Genomic DNA, 19,107 nt, shown 5'->3' with positions numbered 1-19,107 from the left:
TTATATTAGGTTATGTTGATGAAACAGGATTTTCATCTACACCTGATAACCGCTATGCGTGGACAAAGATAGGTGATGTTCATGCGGTTGATGCAATAAGATTAAAACGAGTTAATGTCATGGGGTGTTTGCTTTCAACGGGGAAACTGGTGACAAGCTGTTTACAAGAGTCAGTGACAAGTACTTGGTTTTATGCCTATTTAACTGGAATAGCTCAACAAGTAAAACAGACATATAACCTTCCATTGGTTCTTATTGTTGATAATGCCTCGATTCATAGAAGTAAAAAGATGGCTGATTACAGAGAGCTACTTAAAACTAACTTTTCGACGAATCTGTATTTTATTCCAGCTTATAGCCCTGAGTTAAATCGAATCGAGATGGTATGGAAGCAGATGAAATATTATTGGCGAGATTTTCAAGTCATGACAGCTGACAAAATAGAGCAATGGGTGGAGAAAGTATCAAACCAATTCGGAAAAGAATACATGTTTACTTTTTAATGGATACTTATTTATAGGTGGTCGTAATGAAAATGAAATGGGTTCCAGATTATAATACTGGTATCGATGTGATTGACGATCAGCACAAACGAATTCTCAGATTATATCAACGAAATTGATGGAATTTATGCCAATACCGAGCGTGCCCGTATTAAACAGATTCTCGACAATATTATTAGACCTCTTGCGAAAGTATAGTTTTATCTAATTTTTGAATTGGCTAAAACCTCATAAAATATAGCTTTCGACTGCTTAAAATTTGACTAACGCAAGAAGTCTATTGATTATACCCAGTCGCATTTCACCTTTGAGGAATCTCTTCAGGAAGAAGCCGGCTATAAATATCGGGTGCCGCATAAACGTGTGCATGACCTGTTTATTAAAAAAATCGAGTCTTATCGTGACCGTTTTGAACTGGGACAGTCCATTGAATCAGAGCTGCACGAAGTATTATCGAAATGGCTGATTAACCATATTCAGCACGATGACGCCGATTATGTCGGTGCCGTGAAAGAAAATATGATGGGGATCATCAAGGAAAAAGAAAAGAAAACAGGTAAAAACTGGTTCGCTCGTTTCTTCTCATAATAAAAGACGTAACGAGATAACAAAAATTAAAATCTAATTATAATTTTTGCGCAGCAAATCACTGTCATGGTGGTTTGCTTTTTGTTTTTGATTTTCACCGCTTCACAAGGCAAAATAGCGCTAGATTTTTATAGGAATGCATCATGCAGGACAATGCTATGTCAAAATGGTTATCGCCGCTGATGGCTTTCTGTTTATCGTTTATTATCATCGCGACGCTCGCACCGATAACCGGTATACAGATTGATCGTCAGCTGGATTTCTGGATGCTCTGGTTAGCCACCATGCTGATTCTGGCGCTTCCAGTCTGCTACTTGGAAATTGCTTTGGCCAAGCGCTCCAAAACAACGCCATTACAGGCGCTGTCGACGCTGACCCGTGAAGCGGATGCGTCACAGAAATGGCGTATTGTTGGCTGGTTAAGTGTGATTTTTATTCCGTTTTTGGCCGGTGCCATGCTGAACAATGCCAGCAATGTTCTGGCGGTTGCTGCAATTGATCTTGCACCGAATCTTCTATTTATCGGATTGGCGATAGCTGCTTTAGCCTTGTCACTACTGCCACGTCAAATTTTATTAGTGGTTACAGCGATTGGTGTGCTGGCGTCTCTGGTTCTGGCCAATGTGATGGGAACTGCGCTACCTGCATGGCAAGTCACACCAGTCGAGTTCTCGGAATGGGGCAATGCCACCGTATTGGCTTTGGTCGCAAGTGGTCTGGGCATGGGCTTGTACTGGCAATCTAGCCTGAGCGCTGTACAACAACAGGATGTCGCCAGCAAGACGGTATTGCCGATCTGGATTGCGCAGCTAGTTGCTGTCATTGCATTTACTTTCTTTGCCGTACAAGCACAAATTCCTGCATTTACTCTGGTCGCAGCAATGGTGGCAGCTGCCGCATTAATTCTGCAAATGGCACGTGAACAATTACAGCAACGCCAGCTTCATCCTGCAATTCAATGGGCAATTGTGGTGGCGGTCACGCTGATCTGGGCTATTCCAAATCTAAGCCCAATTTTCAATGTGGTCTTGCTCGTCTGGGGCTTATTGATTTGTTTGATCTATGCACTGTTTGCTGGCTGGATCATGAAGATCAGTCATTTGCGTAAATCAATGAATTTTAGCTCTGAAGCGTTTTATAACATCTGGCGTATTGCAGTACGTGTGGTGTTGCCGGTCGGGATTATTCTGGCAATTATTGCTGTCTTAGGACAATTCGTCTGATGAGTGAGGCGATGATCTGGGTAACGTATGCGACGTCAGAAAAACAATTTCATCTAGCCGTGCCATTTCAGCCCGGCATGACGGCACTGGATGCGATTGAGCAGAGTGGAATCCGTGAGCAGGTCGACTTGCCTGAACCATTATCTTTGGGCATCTTTGGCATGCGCTTGCAAGATCAGCAGCAGCCACTGGCAGCAGGTGACAGGGTGGAAATTTACCGAGCACTGACCATCAATCCTAAAGATATCCGACGTAAACGCGCCGAGAAAAATCCTGTGGGTCGTTATGCCAGAGGCAATCTTTTAAGAAAGCTGAAACCATCTTCCGAATAGAAAGCGGTTTGAATGAGCATTAGTTTCAATGATCTGCTCAATCAATCAGCTTAATCAAAAAAGCCCCTGATGATTCAGGGGCTTTTTCATGAGAAACCGACTATAGTGGAGGAGCATTTAAAATTGCTTCTTTTGATCCTGGTAAGCCGGGTTGAGATTCTGGAATCGTGTCCAGACCTTCAACACGTTCCACGATACCAGACTGGTTAAAGTAGATTTTCAAATGCTGGCCTTGGGCTGCCGGGATCTTGGCTTTTTTAGCGTAGGTTCCTGGGGTATAGTTATAGATGTAGTCCCAACGTAAAGGATTCAGTGGATCGCTTACTGTTGGACTGCCCAGTAAGAAACGCACCTGTTGATGGCTCATTCCCACCTGAATTTTAGCGGCTTGTGCTTGGGTTAAAGGGGTTCCTTGTGGAATATCTACTTTATAAACACCTAATGTCGAACAGCCGACGAGCAATGAAGTGACGAATAACGTCAACATGATTTTTTGCATTTTGCTAAACTATCCCAAATTAATTATGATGCATTTGATCCAAGGATAGATCATACTGCATCTAAACTTTGTTGCATATTCCAACTTTGATTTTGTTGAGAGACCTTTTTACATGACTATTTCAAACCAAGATTTACGAAAAGCTGGACTGAAAGTTACCCTTCCACGAATTAAAATATTAGAATTACTAGAAAATTCAAAACAACATCATTTAAGTGCGGAAGATATTTACAAGACTTTACTCGATCAGGGCGAAGATGTAGGTTTAGCAACTGTGTATCGTGTGTTAACGCAGTTTGAAGCAGCGGGCATTATCGAACGTCATAATTTTGAAAATAATCATTCAGTTTTTGAAATTATGCAGGAAGATCACCATGATCACCTGGTGTGTTTAAATTGCAGTAAAGTTGTTGAATTTATTAATGATACGATTGAAAAAGAGCAGCATGACGTTGCTGAGAAATTTGGTTTTGAATTAACCGGGCACTCCCTGAATCTGTATGGCTACTGCGATGCGCCTGCCTGCCAGGAAGTCTTCCGTAAAAAATAATTTGAGCGCTGGTTCAAACAAAAAAACAGGCTTCATGCGAAGCCTGTTTTTTTTATGCCTTCAATATGATCAGGACTGACCATCAAAAGTAATATTGGAATGCGCACGTAATAAGTGGCTGCCACCTTCTTCTGAGAGCTTGATTTGCAGACGCAAGTCATTTGGTGAATCCGCATGTTTCAGTGCATCTTTATAGCTGATCTGTTTGGCTTTATACAAATCATAGAGCGCCTGATCGAAGGTCTGCATGCCCAGTTCACGGGAACGCTTCATCAGATCCTTGATCTCATCCACATGACCTTTACGGATCAAGTCGGCCACCAGTGGTGAGTTAATCAGAATCTCAATGGCTGCACGACGGCCAGTGCCATCGACGGTTGGAATCAGTTGCTGCGCCACAATCGCTTTCATGTTTAACGACAGGTCCATAAACAACTGGTTGTGCCGTTCAGTTTCAAAGAAATGGATGATCCGGTCAATGGCCTGGTTGGCGTTGTTGGCGTGCAGGGTAGCAAAGACCAGATGCCCGGTTTCGGCAAAGGCAATCGCATAATCCATGGTTTCACGCGAACGGATCTCACCAATCAGAATCACATCCGGTGCCTGACGCAAGGTGTTTTTCAGGGCAATTTCAAATGAATCCGTATCAATGCCGACTTCACGCTGGGTAATGATACAGCCCTTATGCTGATGCACAAATTCAATCGGGTCTTCAATGGTAATGATATGACCTTTGGAGTTTTCGTTACGATAGCCAATAATCGAGGCCAAAGAGGTAGATTTACCGGTACCCGTTCCCCCTACAAACAGAATAATGCCCCGTTTGGTCATCGCCAGTTCTTTTAAAATTGGCGGTAATTTCAACTCATCCATGGTTGGAATGACGGTTTCAATCCGACGCAGCACCATCCCCGGTTGATCGCGTTGCTGAAAGGCACTGACACGGAAGCGGGCACTTTTATCCAGCGTGCTTATGGCAAAGTTACATTCACGACTGTCAGCAAATTCTTTACGCTGCTTTTCGGTCATGATGGAATGGAGTAGTTGTCCTACTGCCGCACCTGGTAATTTTACTGAACCAATCGGTAAAATCTGCCCATTGACTTTGATCGAGGGTTCGACATCGGCTGTAATGAACAGATCCGATGCTTTTTTCTCCACCATATATTCGAGTAAGCCGTTAAAATCCATGGATATACACCCCAATATAATTCAATTTTCTTATAAGAATGCTTCTGGCTGCTTGGCTGCAGTACGTGCAACTTGCGGACTGATAATACCTTTGGAAACCAGCGTTTTCAGGCTTTGATCCAGCGTTACCATGCCATAGTTGGCACCGGTTTGAATTGCGGAATACATCTGTGCGACTTTGTTTTCACGGATCAGGTTACGGATCGCCGGAATACCAATCATGATTTCATGCGCAGCCACACGTCCACCACCATTTTTCTTTAGCAGGGCCTGTGAAACTACGGCTTGTAGGGATTCAGACAACATGGCGCGTACCATGTCTTTTTCTTCGGCAGGGAATACGTCGATCACACGGTCAATGGTTTTGGCCGCTGAGGTGGTATGCAGGGTACCAAATACTAAGTGACCGGTTTCTGCCGCAGTTAATGCCAGACGAATGGTTTCAAGGTCACGCATCTCACCGACCAGAATAATGTCCGGGTCTTCACGCAGTGCCGAACGCAGTGCTTCATTAAAACCATGGGTATCACGATGCACTTCACGTTGGTTAATTAGACATTTCTTAGACTGATGCACAAATTCGATCGGATCTTCGACGGTCAGAATATGGTCATAGCGGTTGTCATTAATATAATCCAGCATCGCCGCCAATGTGGTTGATTTACCCGAACCGGTTGGACCTGTGACCAGTACCAGACCACGTGGATATTCACAGATATCCTTAAAAATCTGTCCCATGCCCAGATCTTCAAGGGTCAGGACTTTAGAGGGAATGGTACGGAATACCGCACCGGCACCGCGGTTCTGGTTAAATGCGTTGACACGGAAACGGGCCACGCCAGGCACTTCAAAAGAGAAGTCAGTTTCCAGATTTTCTTCAAAATCACGGCGCTGTTTATCGTTCATGATGTCATAAACGAGTTTATGCACTTCTTTGTGTTCTAATGCTGGCAGGTTGATGCGACGAACTTCCCCATCGACACGAATCATTGGCGGTAAGCCCGCAGACAAGTGTAAATCCGACGCACCATTTTTAGCAGAAAATGCCAACAATTCTGTGATATCCATAAGGTCCCCGAGTTCATTAAAATGTTAATTATTTTGATAGAATAATAAGGCTTTCCCACAGCTTAACCAACACTTAGTTCATGGGCAAGGGAAAAAAAGATGAATGAAATGAGAACCCCATCAATGAATATGTTGCAACAGTCACGAAATCAGGTCTTAGTGCAAATTGAAACTGCCTGTGTTGAGGCCGGCCGTGAAGCAGATGCGGTGCAACTGCTTGCCGTTTCCAAGACCCAGCCGAGTAGCGTACTGGCAGATATGTATCAGGCAGGGCAACGTGCTTTTGGTGAAAATTATTTGCAGGAAGCACTGGAAAAAATCACCGAACTGAAAAACCTGGAGATTGAGTGGCATTTTATTGGACATGTGCAGCGTAACAAGACCAAGCATCTGGCAGAAAATTTTGCCTGGGTGCATGGGGTGGATCGTCTGATTATTGCCGAGCGTTTATCAAATCAGCGTGCAGATGATCAGCCCGCACTGAATATCTGTATTCAGGTGAATATTGATGGTCAGGATACCAAAGATGGTTGCCAGCCGGCAGAAGTTGCAGATTTGGTCGCACAGATCAGCCAACTACCGAATGTGCGTTTACGTGGTTTGATGGTGATTCCTGCTCCGGACAATACCCAGGCTTTTAGTGATGCCAAAGCGTTATTTGAACAGGTCAAGGCACAACATGCTCATCCTGAAGACTGGGATACTTTAAGTATGGGGATGTCTGGGGATATGACCGAAGCGATTGCTGCGGGTTCTACCATGGTGCGGGTCGGTACGGCCTTGTTTGGCGCACGTCCTAAAAAGGATGCATAAACTTATACGGTCAGTTTTTTACAGCAAAGCGTTATCGCTGGGTATTGGATAACGCTTTTTTTCTGGCTGGTTCGAGCCATTTAGCCATCAGCCAGGCAAAGAGAATTAAGCTGCACATGCTCGCAAGCAGGGCTAAAATTGCTCCGCCTAGACCATAGGCCAAAGTTGCCGGAATACACCCCAAAATAAATAAAAGTAAGGGGAAATGGGTGACATACAAGGTATAGGAAAAGTCTGCGGATTGAACCCAGACAGGATGATAATGACTGCGTTGATGCTGGAGCTGTACCAGCCAGCAGCTAAAGGCCAGACCTACACAGAAATTAAAAGGGGTAAAATTCGCAGCACGGTATTGCTGGGCCTCATCAATCACCTGAAACTGGTAAGCATCAAAACAGGCGATTAGAAATGCCAAGCTGAATAGGGCTAATTTGACCGCTTGTAAGCGGTTTAAAAAACGTAGCTGAAAAGAGGGAAATGAACAGGCAAAGGCAGTGAGCCAGACCAGAAAGTAAATAAAAAACTGGATGTTCAGTAATGACAGTATAGCCAGAACCATAAAAAATCCAATTTTGGCTATTTCCGAATTTTTTAAAAAAGGTAGGAATCCGGCCAGCACATAAAACCACACTTCATAGCTTAGGCTCCAGAGCGCAGCATTGGCTGAAACCGTTGGCGTCACAAAGCCATTCAAAAATAGCAGCGAGCCAACAAACTCCATCATGTCTATACTATAGTCAGTCCGGATCATCATGCCAAAACTGTGTTGAAAAGCATGCGTGTGGCTGGTAAATAATAGTGGAGCAAGCAGATATAAAACCAGGGTCAACCCCATGGCAAACAGAAAGGGCGGTAAAATTCTGCGGCCACGCTGTCGGGCATAATGGTGCAGATTGAACTGACCATGCTGATGAATGTTGTACTGGATTGAATAGCCGATCAGATAGCCACTTAAGGCAAAGAAAATCATGACTGCAGCCTGCCCAAGCAGGCGTATCCATGAATAAATGCTGGTATCGAAAGGCCCAATAAATGCCTGAAAGCAGTGACTGAATAACACCACAATGGCACTGATACCCCGTAGGCTCTCAAGCTGTAGGCTGAAATAGTGCGAGAGCGTATTCGGGGCAGTGTTCATGATCCTTAGCCTATAATCTGAATGGTACTTGCACCTGCACCAACCGGTTTGACCTGAATCTGTACCGGAATACGTTCATGCATTTCCTGCACATGCGAGATTAATACAACTTTACGACCCTGACTTTGTAAATGATCCAGTGCATTCATCACCATATGTAACGAAGCAGGATCTAGCGTACCAAAACCTTCATCAATAAACAGTGATTCCAGTTTCATGGAGCCGGAGGCCATATTGGCAATCGCCAAAGCCAAAGCCAATGAAACCAGGAAGGTTTCACCCCCCGATAGGGACAGCACAGGGCGGACTTCACTATTCATGTCCAGATCAATAATCGCCAGACTCAGGCTATCCGGAATACGGTGTAACTGATAGCGGGGTGCCAACGGTTGCAACTGCTGATTTGCATATTCCACCAGAATATCCAGATGATGTTCCTGGGCAATTTTCTGGAATTTGGTACCTTCCTTATGTCCGATCAGGTCGTAAATACGACCCCAACGGTATTCTTCGGCTTTGATCTGCTCAATTTGCTGCTGATATTTGGCATAGGTGTTTTGATTATTGGCATTCATACGCAGTTTGGCATCAGTTTCATTGAGCACTTCCTGCTGCATTATTTTTTCCTGATGCAGCATGCCAAGTTTTTGTTCAATTTCCTCAAATTCATGTTCTGGCTGTAGTTTTAAATGGGCCTGATATTGTTCTTCAAGTAATTGCCAGGCTGTTCTGGCATTTTCGAGTGCCTGTTTCTGGTTGGCCAGATTCTGACGAATGCGTTGATGGTTGCTCAGATCAATACTGAGCCATTGTTCAATTTGAGCTGCCGTCACTTGAGGATGTGCTGCTTGCCATGCCTGAATATCTTGCTGATATTGAGCCAATTGCTGATCGATCTGCTGAAGTTGGCTGATAAATTCTTGCAGTTTTAAGTGGGTTTGATGCCACTGTTTTTCGGCCTGCGCCGTGCATTGACGCTGTTGTTCTAAAGTCTGCTCTAAGGTCTTGGCTTGTAGCTCTAGTGCATCGCGCCATTCTGCAGCGACACGGTAGACTTGTCCTGCATGTTCTTGGGTCAGTTCAGCCAGTTGTTGACGCAGGTCTTTGCCTTGCTGAATCAACTGCTCTACAGACTGGCTCAATTGAGCAAAATTTTGCTGTTCCAATTGTAGTTGATACTGGCTCTTTTCCAATATCTGCTGCTGTTGATGCAGGTCAGATTCCAGCTGCTTTTGTACTGCCAAGTGCTGCATGCGGTGCTCTACTTGTCGTTGCAACTGAGGTAAGCAGAGCATAGGTGGCTGCGACTGGTACTGCTCGGGCAGTATGCTTAAAACTGGGTGTATCAGCTGGTCGAGTTGCTGACGTTGCTGTAGAGCCAGTTGTAATTGGTGCAATTGCTGTTGTTGTTGACGCCATTGTTGTAATTGTTGCTGGAGCTGTTGTTCCTGCTGTTGTGATAGTTCTAGCTGCTGGACCAGACTTTGAGTGTGATTCGCCAGTAACTGGATGAATGTAGGAAGATCATTGTGCTGCTCGGTAACCACTTCCAGTTTAAGTAGTTGAGATTTACAGTCAGCAGAGGATTGTTGAATCTGGTTTTGCAGGATCTGGCAACGCTGTTGCTGTTGCTCAATTACTGTTTGTGCTTTAGACATTTCAATGCGTTGCTGCTGCTGAGATTGCAGTTGCTGATCGAGCTGCTGTTTTGCCTGCCGTAACTGTTGCTCCTGTAGCTGGTTCAGGCTCTGTTCCAGATGTTCATGGACGGCATCGACAAAAGGATGGGCTGGGCTTCCACAGACCATGCATGGCTCATCCGGTTTTAACTGGCCACGAAGATCCTGCACACTTTGCGCATGCAATAAACGTTGCTGGGCAAGTATTTGTTCCAGGTGTTCATAGGCCTGTTGTTCAGCCTGAATCTGCTGATGTAGTGCCTGTTCGGCCTCTTGCTGCATTTTTAGTTGCTGCTGTTGGCTATTTACAGCAGATTGCAGTTGTTCAAATTCTTGTGATTGTTGAACGATTTGTTGTACCTGCTGTTGCAGCAGGTCGAGCTGACGCTGTTCCGCTTGGCGTTGCTGACGCATTTCCTGAATGATTTTGAGATGCTCTTCTAGCTGTTCCAGACTATGATGCTGTTGTATCCACTGGTTCAGATTTCCTGAAAGTACTGTAACGGTTTTTTCCAGTTCAGGTAAAGGCTGCTTCAGGCTGTCCGGATTCTGTTGCTGCAGTTGCTGATACTGACGCATAAAGTCTTGTATGCGTTGCAAGGTACTTTGCGGCTCCAGATCGAACACATTTAAAAAGCCAGATTCAGCCAATTGTTGTGCAACCTTTTCTTGCCGAGCTTGTAGCTGATTCAAAGTCTGTTGTTGCTGTCGCAGTTGTTCTTCTAAAGGCTGTAGACGAAGGGTTTGAAACTGGCTTTGCTCTGCATGCAGTTTTTTGTACCGCTCTGATACCGTATCAATTGCATGATCCAGCCTTAAACCTGCCTCCAGATGCGGTTTCAGGTCTGCCAAGTGTTGCTGAAACTGGTGCTGCTGTTGTTGTAAGGCTGTAAGTTTGGCTTCTTCTGCTACAAAGCTCTGTTTGAGCGTTTCAAATTCCATCGTAAATTGGGTGTGCTGGTGCTGAATCTGCTCTTTTTGAGGGGCTAGACGGGTACGACTCACAAACTGATCCCGAATCGACTGGAATTCATCCAGCTGCTCCAGTAGCTGTTGCTGTCCTGCAGATTTATTTACTGCATCTTGCTGTACTTCGTAGACTTCTTTTTTGGCATGGACTTCTGCATAGAGTTTATGTCGGTCCAGATGCCATTGTTTCTCATTTTCTAGCAGTTTTTCTGATTGCTGCAAATTCTGAAGTTGCAAAGACAAAGAGTTCTGCTGCTGTTGTAAAGCGCTGATGTCTTCTTCAGACAGAATTTCAATATGCCCGATCAGCTTTTCCAGATCGTTGCGCTTGTTTTTGACTTCGCTGAATTTCTCTGCGGCTTTCTGACTAACTAGACTGAAAATCTGCGAATTGGTCAGATATTCCAGCAAGTCTGCACGTTCATGATCTTTGGCTTTTAAAAATGCGCCAACTTCCGACTGCGCCAGCAGTACCGCGCGGGTAAACTGTTCAAAGCTCAGGCCCAGCAGTTTTTCAATTAAGGGGGTAACTTCAGATATTTTTTGCGTTAGCGTCGTATCATCATCGATGCACTTGATAAAACGATCTACTTTTAGATTGCCATCGACTTTCTGACGTGCCCGGCGAATCTCCCAGCGTGCTGTATAGCGTTTGCTATCCAGGGCAATAAACTCCAGCTCGGCAAAACCATGCACGCAGCCACGGCGTAGAATATTTTTGGAGTCTTTAATCGAAACATCCTGACCACCGGCATCTTTCAGGCTGCCGGTCGCACCTTTTAGACGTGGAATTTCGTTATAGAGCGCCAGACACATGGCATCGAGCAGGGTCGATTTACCGGCTCCGGTTTTTCCAGTGATTGCAATCAGGCCGGCATGTGTTAAAGGGCTGGATTCAAAATCAATATGATGGGTGCCAGTGAGGGAGGCCAGGTTGTTGAGACTCAAACGTAAAATTTTCATGGCCGATCCTAGGCTTGTTGTTTCTGAGCAAGTTCGTGCTGGGCTTCAACCAGAAGTTGCTGAAAATCCTGTTGTACAGAATGATCATGTTCATAGCCCATTTTTTTCCAGATATTCAAAAACAGCGATTCCGGCGTCGGTGGTGCCAGATCAATTTTCGAATCTCCTTGCGTATGTTCGGCCTGTTGCTGATAAATCCGGCTGATGCGCAGCAAGCGGTAACGGTTGGCGGGTAAAGCCAGTTCAATTTGCTGGCGTAAATCGACTGGTGGCGGCGCATCGGTGGTGTATTCTATTTCCAGAAAATGTCGTGCCGACAGTTGTTCGATTTCTCCGGCAGGCAAGGCCTGAAGTTTAGCAATTAAATCTTCCAGCTTTTCCCGAATCCGGAACAGCTCGACGGTGCGTGGCACTTTTAGAACATCGTATTGAAAGCGCTGTTCCGGGCTTTGTTCAGGATCAATTCTGACCTCAACCACCTGATGTTGATAGTTGATTTCACTAAATGACAGCGGAATTGGTGAGCCACTATAACGGATATGCGGCTGACCAACTTTTTGTGGTTTATGCAGATGACCGAGTGCGACATAATCAATCACTTCATCAAACAGCGCCGTCGAGAGCGCTTCTTCATTACCGACAATAATTGGCCGTTCCGAGTCGGAAGTTTCGCCACCTTGCATGTGCGCATGTGACATTAAAATTAGTGCCTGATGTGGCTGTTTGCGGGCTCTGGCTTCGGCAATCAGTTGTTGATGCAGATAACTGATCGCGTTCTGGTTATTGCTGGTATGTTCATTCAGTCCGGTAATTTCGGCACTGCGTAAATAGGGTAGGGTCAGACACCAGGCGATGATATTTTTATCCCGATCATAAATAGGAATAAGTAGACGATCCAGGTTCAGGGTATTTTCTGCAGTGCGGCCTACGATTCCCACAGCTTTGGCATTGAATTTGGCCAGCAAGGGTTCAACCTGTTCAATCCGATAACCGGAATCATGATTGCCTGCAATCATCAGGGTCTGCATATGTGGCGCCAGGTCGTGGGCGTCGGCCAGAAACTGGTATAGTTGTCTTTGCGCACTGGAAGCTGGATTGATCACATCAAAAATATCGCCGGCAATCAGCAGAGCATGCGGCTGCTTTGTTTTAATTTGCTCAAGTAGCCAAGTCAAAAACTGTGCATGTTCAAATTCACGGTCATGGTTATGGAAAAATTGTCCCAGATGCCAATCGGAAGTGTGAAGAAAATGAACTGCCATGTAATGAACCCCAAGATATCTGCCTTGCTACTATAGGAAAAAGCACAGGTAAAAATCTACTTGTAAAACGATATTTCAGCGAATTGTTGGTGATGTTTAAGCTGAATTTATTTTGATCAGTATGGAAATTACTGCATGATCGCATCCAAATCATCAGATATAGAAAAGTCATGCAATCCATCAGACTTTTAAAAAATAGAGATTTAAAAAAATAAAAACCGACGATTCGAGTGATGATGAAATCGTCGGTCAAATTTGTGTTACATGAAGATTTTGGCTGCTATTCAAAATTTCCCTGTACACTGGACTTATTGCTTTAGCTCTAAAGGTCAGCAAAAATTCGTGGATGCCAGTCCAAATTTTTGTACCTTGTACCCTATATAACGTCACCCTGTAGTGGATGGTTGACAATAAAATGAAAAAAAACCTGATTTTTTTTATACTAGCTTGTTGAAGATCACTGAGTCATGCATATGTTGCCGCTAAGTCGTTATTTTATCTGGTTTTTCGTTATATGTTTTATTTTTACCTGTATTTGCGGTGTACTGGCTGCCTTGTTGCCGATGGGCATGGGTGCAGTTTTGACGATTGTTCCTTATCTGGTGGCCATGATTTGGGTGTTATTTAAATTTTTAAAACAGCAAAAACGTGCGCCGACCCAGGCAGAGCGTAAGAAATTTACCCTCGGGTTTAGCCTGATTTACTGGGGCTATAATTTATTATTTCTTTTGCTCGGTATTGTCATCGCCACCCGTTCCAATCCGAATGCCTGGCAGGACTTCTTGCTGTATCTACAGCAGCCACAGTTTATGAGCATTGTGCTGATAATGTTCCTGATGATCGCAATTCCGCTGTATCTGCTGACCTACTGGTTTTATGGCAAGCAGTCACAACGTATGGCAGAGAAAATGTTTGGCCATCCACCTCAGTGAGTATAGATGAATCATTGTGTGACGACTGATCTTAATAAATTGATTGAATGATGAAAGATACAAATTCTCCACTACAAAGATCTTCTCGGTTTAAAAAGCTAAAGATGAGTGGCGTATAATTTAAATCAAGAAAATAATAAGGCGAAGAATGACGAATGTATAAACCTGTAGTGTTGGTGACGGGAGCGAGTGGTTTTATTGGCAGTCATCTCGTGCGTTTTTTACTGGAACGGGATTATCGGGTGATTGGGCTGACCCGTCAGAAAAATAAACATGAACCACATCCGGACTTCCATTGGATCAATCAGCTGGATGAATTAAAACAGCATCAGCTTGATTATGTGGTCAATCTGGCTGGCGAAAGCATTGGTCAAGGCCGCTGGACGGCAGCGCGTAAAAAGAAATTGCTGGATAGCCGTTTAGACACCACCAAAAAGGTTTTTGATTATTTAGAAAAAAATCAGATTAGACCGAAACGGATTATTTCAACATCGGCCGTTGGTTATTATGGCATTGATCCGACAGAGCGCTGGGAACAGGTCTGCACGGAGCAAAGTCCGCCACAAGATATTTTTATGTCTGAACTTTGTGCGAAGTGGGAGCAGCTGGCTTTATCCTATACTAACCAGAACACCAAGATTGTTCGCTTTGCGGTGGTGTTTGGTAAAGGTGGCGGGATTCTTCCGCAGATGCTATTGCCGATTAAATTGAATCTGTCCGGACGGATTGGTCATGGACGCCAGCCAGTGACCTGGGTGCATCTAGGGGATGTGCTGCGTGCGATTGAATTCTTGATACTTGAGGATACAGCCGAGCAGATCTTTAATGTGGTCGCGCCAGAAAAAAGTAGTCAGGCCCAGTTTGCACGAACTGCGGCCCAGATTCTGAAGCGCAAACCCTTACTTCCACTACCCGCATGCAGTCTGAAAATGATGCTGGGAGAACAGTCACAACTGGTCTTAAACGGTCAGTATGTACAGTCCAAAGCCTTGCAGGAGGCTGGATTCCAGTTTCATTATCCAACTCTGAAAGAAGCACTGGATAATATCCTAAAGCACTAAACGACTGGGCTCTAATAAACGGACAGGATCATAAGGAGCTGGATCAACGATTGGCATTTGTTTAAGGATGAGTTGAGCGAGTAGTTTGCCTGATGCCGGCCCCATGCATAAACCATTCCGGAAATGTCCAAAATTGGCCCAGGCATTGTGTAGCTTGGGAATTTTGCCAATATAGGGAATACCATCGGGTGAGCTGGGTCTTAATCCGGCCCATTGCTTGACCAGCGGAAAATCTGCCAGTTCCGGTACCATCTCGATACACGCCTGTAAAATATCCTGCCGGATTTCGCTAGAAGGCGAGGTGTTAAAACCGACCTGACGCATACTGGAACCACATAAAACATGTCCATCCTGACGTGGAATCAGGTACATCACCTTATGCATGCACATGGTCGGCAGCCAGTTTTCTGGCGTTTTAAACAGCAGCATCTGGCCCTGAACCGGCTGTACCGGAATTTCCAAACCAAGTTGCTGTGACCAGTGTTGCGACCATGCTCCGGTTGTGAACACATATTGATCTGCCTGAAAAACCTGGCTATGTTCATCTGAGATACTTTTTACACAGCCTTGCTGAATATTGAGCCGAGTGATTTTACAGTCTTCTTGCCAGGTGACACGAGGATGCTGCTTCAAATAGTGAATGATCGACTGTAATAACCGTGGATTACGGATATTCGCCAGTTCAGGGAAATAAATCGCCTGCTTGAATTTGCTCTGATTAATTCTTGGATTGATCTGTTGCAGTTTAGCCTGATCAAGCAATTCTGCCTGTTGCTGCGGATCCTGATGTGTTTTGGCATAACTTAAACCGATTTCAAAATCGGATTCATCAAAAATCAGCATACCTGTTTCATGAATCTGGAAATCGATGCCAGTGAAAGGTTGCAGTTTTTGATTCCAGTCCTGATACATGGGTTTGGCATGTCGGGCCAAAGCATTTACAGCAGCGGAATAACGCCAGGGATACATGGGGGAGAGGATGCCTCCTCCAGCCCAGGATGCAGCCTGTCCGGCGGCCTGCTGATCAAAAAGGGTAACAGAACATCCCTGTTCAAGCAGTTCCAGCGCCGACATCAGACCGGTGATGCCAGCGCCAATAATGGCAATATGCATTGCGCCGAAATCCTTTTACTTCATGTCTTTCAGTTTAAGCGCAGCTTCTTCAGCAAAATAGGTCCAGATACCATCTGCACCGGCACGACGACAGCTCATCAATGATTCTAAAATGACGCTATCAGATAACCAGCCATTTTGAATTGCCGCAGCCAGCATCGCGTATTCGCCACTGACCTGATAAACAAAGGTCGGTACGCCAAAAGTATCTTTGACTTCGCGGACGATATCCAGATAAGGCATGCCCGGTTTGACAATCACCATGTCTGCACCTTCCTGAATATCCAGCGCAATTTCATGCAGGGCTTCAGCACGGTTACCGACATCCATCTGGTAATTGTATTTATTGCCGCCTTTTAAGTTGCTGGCAGAACCAACTGCATCACGGAACGGGCCATAGAAACTTGATGCATATTTGGCTGAATAGGCCATGATCGAAGTATAGATATGACCATTTTGCTCAAAGGCCTGACGAATTGCACCGATCCGGCCATCCATCATGTCACTTGGAGCAAACACATCTGCACCGGCTTCGGCATGGCTCAAGCCCTGTTTAATCAGGCACTCGACCGTTTCATCATTTAAGACATAACCGTTCTCATCAATAATGCCATCCTGACCATGCGTGGTATACGGGTCTAATGCGCCGTCAGTAATCAGCACCATTTCTGGCAGTTCTTTTTTCAATAAACGTAAGGTGTTTTGCACCAGACCATCTTCACGCCATGCAGCTTCTGCAGTCAGGCTTTTATCTTCTTGTGGGGTGACCGGAAATAGCGCCAGTTTATTGACACCGAGTTTCAGTAGACGTTCTGATTTTTTTAACAACAAGTCCGCTGACAGACGCTGGATATTCGGCATACTTGGAATATCTTGGGTCTGGTTTTGTCCTGGCAGGACAAATACTGGATAAATGAGATGATCTGCCGCGAGATGGGTTTCACGAACCATCGAACGTAAATGTTCATTTTTACGAATACGACGCATGCGAGTTGCAGGAAACGCGGGACGATTGAACGTATAAGTCATAAAAATCTCAGTAATCAGTATTAAACTAGGCCTCTATTGTAGCCCTAACTCAAATTTTTGGGCATAAATTAGCGGTTTTTTATTGTGGTGGATTCGGGCAAAGTGATGAGTAAGACAGAGAGAAACTGGACCGGTAATATACATCTGGGCTCGAAAGTGGATATTGATGTAGTCCTGAACCAGCTGGTACATGCTTTTAATAGCTCTCCTTTTTTTAAGCATAACGGCATGACCATGCGGGTGGTCGAGGGCCAGATTGAGGCCTATGTAGAAATGCAGGATTTCATGATTGGTAATGTGGCTTTCCAGATTCTGCATGGCGGTCTGGCTGCAACTGTACTGGATAGCGTCGGTGGTATTGTGGCCATGGGCGAACTGTATAAAAAAGCTGAACCGGAAACGATTGCAGATACCATTAAAAAAGTGTCGCGTCTGGCGACGGTCGATATGCGGGTGGATTATCTGGCGCCTGGACGTGGCAAATATTTTATTGCACGTGCAGAAACCTTACGTTTGGGGCGTAAGGGCTGCACCATGCGCATGACCATGGTCAATGATGAAGATAAGGCGATTGCAACAGCGATTGCGTCTTATGCCTATTAATGAAATCGTGAATTGAGGAAGCTAAAAAGCACTGTTTAACAGCGCTTTTTTATGATGATCAAATATGAACCTAGAGGATTTAGAGATCAGATTTAGCCCGTTTCAAGGCATTTTGCCATTTGGCTAAATGCATTTCTCTTTCGTCATTTTGCATTTTGGGTTCAAAAGCACGGTCCAGCTCCCAGGACTGGGAAATTTCATTCAGGTCGGAAAATACGCCAGCTTTTAATCCGGCCATAGCGGCTGCGCCCCAGGCGGTAGCTTCCAGCATTTGCGGACGCAGTACCGGTACATTCAGAATATCGGCCTGAAATTGCATTAGCATGTCATTGCTGCTGGCACCACCATCAACCCGCAGTTCTTTAAGGGGATGTGCAATATCAGATTGCATCGCACTGAGCACATCCGATACCTGAAAGGCGATTGATTCTAATGCGGCACGAGCGATATGCGCTTTGGTCGTACCGCGTGACATGCCACAGAGTAAGGCACGTGCTTCACTATCCCAATGCGGCGCGCCCAGTCCGGTAAATGCCGGAACCAGAACCACGCCGTCACTATGCTCGACCTGGTGTGCCAGTTTTTCCACATCACTGCTTTTTTGAATAATTCCGAGACCATCGCGTAACCATTGCACTACAGCACCAGCCATAAATACGCTGCCTTCGAGCGCATAAGTAGTTTGGCCTTGGGCTTGCCAGGCGAGAGTAGAAAGCAGCTTGTTCTGGCTAAGCTGAATGTTATGTCCAGTATTGAACAGCATAAAGCAGCCAGTACCATAGGTGTTTTTTGCGCTACCCACCTCAAAACAGGACTGGCCAAAGAGTGCAGACTGCTGATCCCCCAAAATTCCGGTAATGGGAATATTGGCCCCAAGTAAGCCAGAAGCAGTGTCAGCGACATAACAATCAGAAGAGATAATTTTCGGCAAGACCGAAGCAGGGATATTAAACAGCTCGAGTAGCTCTTCATCCCACGACTGTTGCTGCAGATTCATCAACATGGTACGAGAAGCGTTACTGGCTTCAATGACGTGCTCTGCGCCTTGGGTCAGATTCCAGATCAGCCAGCTATCGATAGTACCAAATGCCACATGGCCTTGTTCAGCGAGTGGCCGTACTCCCTCAACATGCTCTAAAAACCAGACTAATTTTCCCGCACTAAAATAAGGATCAATCCATAAGCCTGTTTTTTGCTGAATTTTGGACATTAGGCCTTGTTCAATCAGCCGGTTACACCAATCAGACGTACGACGATCTTGCCAAACGATTGCCGGAGCGAGCGGTTTGCCGTTTCGACGATCCCAGACTACAGTGGTTTCACGCTGGTTAGTCAGGCCAAGGGCTTTAATATCTTTTGCCAGAATACCTGCAGTTGCTAAAGCTTGTTGTATCACAGCAATCTGTGAGCTCCAGATTTCCTGTGCATCCTGTTCTACCCAGCCCGAATGTGGGGTGTGGATATGCGTTTCACGTTGAGCCGTTGCCTGAACTTGTCCATGTTCATTAAAAATAATAGCCCGACTTGACGTAGTTCCCTGATCCAGGGCCAGAAGGTAGCTCATAATTTTTCTGTTATTTGGCTTGAAAAG

Annotated in this window: 17 protein-coding genes and 2 pseudogenes; 10 read left to right on the top strand and 9 right to left on the bottom strand. The window is 45.2% G+C overall.

Annotated features, from left to right (window positions below; translation table 11 throughout):
• The first annotated feature begins 2 nt into the window (after positions 1-2).
• From F890_RS13005 to F890_RS12990, 5 genes and pseudogenes are all read left to right on the top strand, one after another.
• Complete coding sequence (locus F890_RS13005) at positions 3-503, top strand: IS630 family transposase (RefSeq protein WP_005267355.1); 501 nt, start codon at positions 3-5, stop codon at positions 501-503.
• A 26-nt stretch (positions 504-529) separates the two neighbouring features.
• A pseudogene (locus tag F890_RS18290) lies at positions 530-677 on the top strand (hemerythrin); the annotation flags it as partial.
• A gap of 105 nt (positions 678-782) precedes the next feature.
• A pseudogene (locus F890_RS18285) lies at positions 783-1,091 on the top strand (bacteriohemerythrin); the annotation flags it as partial.
• Positions 1,092-1,234: 143 nt separating this feature from the next.
• Entirely contained in the window at positions 1,235-2,314 is a 1,080-nt protein-coding gene (locus F890_RS12995) for a hypothetical protein (RefSeq protein WP_004730569.1), read from the top strand.
• The gene (locus tag F890_RS12990) at positions 2,314-2,646 is read left to right on the top strand and encodes an RnfH family protein (RefSeq protein ID WP_005267348.1); all 333 of its coding nucleotides are present in this window, start codon (positions 2,314-2,316) and stop codon (positions 2,644-2,646) included. Before F890_RS12995 ends, F890_RS12990 begins: the two co-directional genes overlap by 1 nt.
• 100 nt (positions 2,647-2,746) lie before the next feature.
• Here the strand turns inward: F890_RS12990 and F890_RS12985 are convergent, their stop codons facing one another.
• The gene (locus tag F890_RS12985) at positions 2,747-3,145 is read right to left on the bottom strand and encodes an outer membrane protein assembly factor BamE (RefSeq protein ID WP_004730565.1); all 399 of its coding nucleotides are present in this window, start codon (positions 3,143-3,145) and stop codon (positions 2,747-2,749) included.
• A gap of 112 nt (positions 3,146-3,257) precedes the next feature.
• On the opposite strand from F890_RS12985, the gene fur reads away from it, so the two are divergent.
• Positions 3,258-3,695, top strand: coding sequence for a ferric iron uptake transcriptional regulator (gene fur, locus F890_RS12980; protein WP_004279276.1), 438 nt, complete (start codon positions 3,258-3,260; stop codon positions 3,693-3,695).
• Between the two features lie 69 nt (positions 3,696-3,764).
• Here the strand turns inward: fur and F890_RS12975 are convergent, their stop codons facing one another.
• Positions 3,765-4,886 (bottom strand): PilT/PilU family type 4a pilus ATPase, encoded by a 1,122-nt coding sequence (locus F890_RS12975; RefSeq protein WP_004730562.1) that lies wholly within the window; start codon positions 4,884-4,886, stop codon positions 3,765-3,767.
• A gap of 30 nt (positions 4,887-4,916) precedes the next feature.
• Positions 4,917-5,954: a type IV pilus twitching motility protein PilT gene (locus F890_RS12970; RefSeq protein ID WP_005104787.1), complete on the bottom strand. Its 1,038-nt coding sequence runs from the start codon at positions 5,952-5,954 to the stop codon at positions 4,917-4,919.
• A 123-nt stretch (positions 5,955-6,077) separates the two neighbouring features.
• On the opposite strand from F890_RS12970, the gene F890_RS12965 reads away from it, so the two are divergent.
• Positions 6,078-6,767 (top strand): YggS family pyridoxal phosphate-dependent enzyme, encoded by a 690-nt coding sequence (locus F890_RS12965; RefSeq protein ID WP_005104786.1) that lies wholly within the window; start codon positions 6,078-6,080, stop codon positions 6,765-6,767.
• 31 nt (positions 6,768-6,798) lie between these two features.
• Here F890_RS12965 and F890_RS12960 read toward each other — a convergent pair whose 3' ends face one another.
• The 3 genes from F890_RS12960 to F890_RS12950 are packed head-to-tail and all read right to left on the bottom strand — an operon-like array spanning position 6,799 to position 12,778.
• Positions 6,799-7,905: an acyltransferase family protein gene (locus F890_RS12960; RefSeq protein ID WP_005104785.1), complete on the bottom strand. Its 1,107-nt coding sequence runs from the start codon at positions 7,903-7,905 to the stop codon at positions 6,799-6,801.
• A 5-nt stretch (positions 7,906-7,910) separates the two neighbouring features.
• Positions 7,911-11,516 (bottom strand): AAA family ATPase, encoded by a 3,606-nt coding sequence (locus tag F890_RS12955; RefSeq protein WP_005104784.1) that lies wholly within the window; start codon positions 11,514-11,516, stop codon positions 7,911-7,913.
• 8 nt (positions 11,517-11,524) lie between these two features.
• Positions 11,525-12,778: an exonuclease SbcCD subunit D gene (locus F890_RS12950; protein ID WP_005104783.1), complete on the bottom strand. Its 1,254-nt coding sequence runs from the start codon at positions 12,776-12,778 to the stop codon at positions 11,525-11,527.
• A 473-nt stretch (positions 12,779-13,251) separates the two neighbouring features.
• Here F890_RS12950 and F890_RS12945 point away from each other — a divergent pair, with 473 nt between their 5' ends.
• Both F890_RS12945 and F890_RS12940 read left to right on the top strand, forming a co-directional pair.
• The gene (locus F890_RS12945) at positions 13,252-13,710 is read left to right on the top strand and encodes an ABZJ_00895 family protein (RefSeq protein WP_005104780.1); all 459 of its coding nucleotides are present in this window, start codon (positions 13,252-13,254) and stop codon (positions 13,708-13,710) included.
• 155 nt (positions 13,711-13,865) lie between these two features.
• Positions 13,866-14,771, top strand: coding sequence for a TIGR01777 family oxidoreductase (locus F890_RS12940; RefSeq protein ID WP_005267347.1), 906 nt, complete (start codon positions 13,866-13,868; stop codon positions 14,769-14,771).
• On the opposite strand, the gene thiO is transcribed toward F890_RS12940, so the two are convergent.
• A complete protein-coding gene (thiO, locus tag F890_RS12935; protein ID WP_005267345.1) occupies positions 14,760-15,884 on the bottom strand; it encodes a glycine oxidase ThiO in 1,125 nt (374 codons plus the stop codon). The two genes, F890_RS12940 and thiO, sit on opposite strands and share 12 nt — an antisense overlap.
• Before the next feature lie 15 nt (positions 15,885-15,899).
• On the bottom strand, positions 15,900-16,913 hold the full coding sequence (hemB, locus tag F890_RS12930; protein WP_005267344.1) for a porphobilinogen synthase: 1,014 nt from the start codon (positions 16,911-16,913) through the stop codon (positions 15,900-15,902).
• A gap of 105 nt (positions 16,914-17,018) precedes the next feature.
• Here hemB and F890_RS12925 point away from each other — a divergent pair, with 105 nt between their 5' ends.
• Positions 17,019-17,516, top strand: a complete 498-nt coding sequence (locus tag F890_RS12925) for a thioesterase family protein (protein ID WP_004646146.1) — start codon at positions 17,019-17,021, stop codon at positions 17,514-17,516.
• A 79-nt stretch (positions 17,517-17,595) separates the two neighbouring features.
• Here F890_RS12925 and glpK read toward each other — a convergent pair whose 3' ends face one another.
• Positions 17,596-19,080 (bottom strand): glycerol kinase GlpK, encoded by a 1,485-nt coding sequence (glpK, locus tag F890_RS12920; RefSeq protein WP_005267342.1) that lies wholly within the window; start codon positions 19,078-19,080, stop codon positions 17,596-17,598.
• Positions 19,081-19,107 lie beyond the last annotated feature (27 nt).

The organism is Acinetobacter sp. CIP 64.7 (assembly GCF_000369745.1).
GTDB classification, from domain to species: Bacteria; Pseudomonadota; Gammaproteobacteria; order Pseudomonadales; family Moraxellaceae; genus Acinetobacter; species Acinetobacter fasciculus.
This window is presented reverse-complemented; position numbering and strand designations above follow the sequence as displayed.

Bases quoted from the DNA above. Each gene is read 5' to 3' on its own strand.
- F890_RS12995 (WP_004730569.1), top strand. From the start codon at position 1,235: ATGCAGGACAATGCTATGTCAAAATGGTTATCGCCGCTGATGGCTTTC.
- F890_RS12990 (WP_005267348.1), top strand. From the start codon at position 2,314: ATGAGTGAGGCGATGATCTGGGTAACGTATGCGACGTCAGAAAAACAA.
- F890_RS12985 (WP_004730565.1), bottom strand. From the start codon at position 3,145: ATGCAAAAAATCATGTTGACGTTATTCGTCACTTCATTGCTCGTCGGC.
- fur (WP_004279276.1), top strand. From the start codon at position 3,258: ATGACTATTTCAAACCAAGATTTACGAAAAGCTGGACTGAAAGTTACC.
- F890_RS12975 (WP_004730562.1), bottom strand. From the start codon at position 4,886: ATGGATTTTAACGGCTTACTCGAATATATGGTGGAGAAAAAAGCATCG.
- F890_RS12970 (WP_005104787.1), bottom strand. From the start codon at position 5,954: ATGGATATCACAGAATTGTTGGCATTTTCTGCTAAAAATGGTGCGTCG.
- F890_RS12965 (WP_005104786.1), top strand. From the start codon at position 6,078: ATGAATATGTTGCAACAGTCACGAAATCAGGTCTTAGTGCAAATTGAA.
- F890_RS12960 (WP_005104785.1), bottom strand. From the start codon at position 7,905: ATGAACACTGCCCCGAATACGCTCTCGCACTATTTCAGCCTACAGCTT.
- F890_RS12955 (WP_005104784.1), bottom strand. From the start codon at position 11,516: ATGAAAATTTTACGTTTGAGTCTCAACAACCTGGCCTCCCTCACTGGC.
- F890_RS12950 (WP_005104783.1), bottom strand. From the start codon at position 12,778: ATGGCAGTTCATTTTCTTCACACTTCCGATTGGCATCTGGGACAATTT.
- F890_RS12945 (WP_005104780.1), top strand. From the start codon at position 13,252: ATGTTGCCGCTAAGTCGTTATTTTATCTGGTTTTTCGTTATATGTTTT.
- F890_RS12940 (WP_005267347.1), top strand. From the start codon at position 13,866: ATGTATAAACCTGTAGTGTTGGTGACGGGAGCGAGTGGTTTTATTGGC.
- thiO (WP_005267345.1), bottom strand. From the start codon at position 15,884: ATGCATATTGCCATTATTGGCGCTGGCATCACCGGTCTGATGTCGGCG.
- hemB (WP_005267344.1), bottom strand. From the start codon at position 16,913: ATGACTTATACGTTCAATCGTCCCGCGTTTCCTGCAACTCGCATGCGT.
- F890_RS12925 (WP_004646146.1), top strand. From the start codon at position 17,019: ATGAGTAAGACAGAGAGAAACTGGACCGGTAATATACATCTGGGCTCG.
- glpK (WP_005267342.1), bottom strand. From the start codon at position 19,080: ATGAGCTACCTTCTGGCCCTGGATCAGGGAACTACGTCAAGTCGGGCT.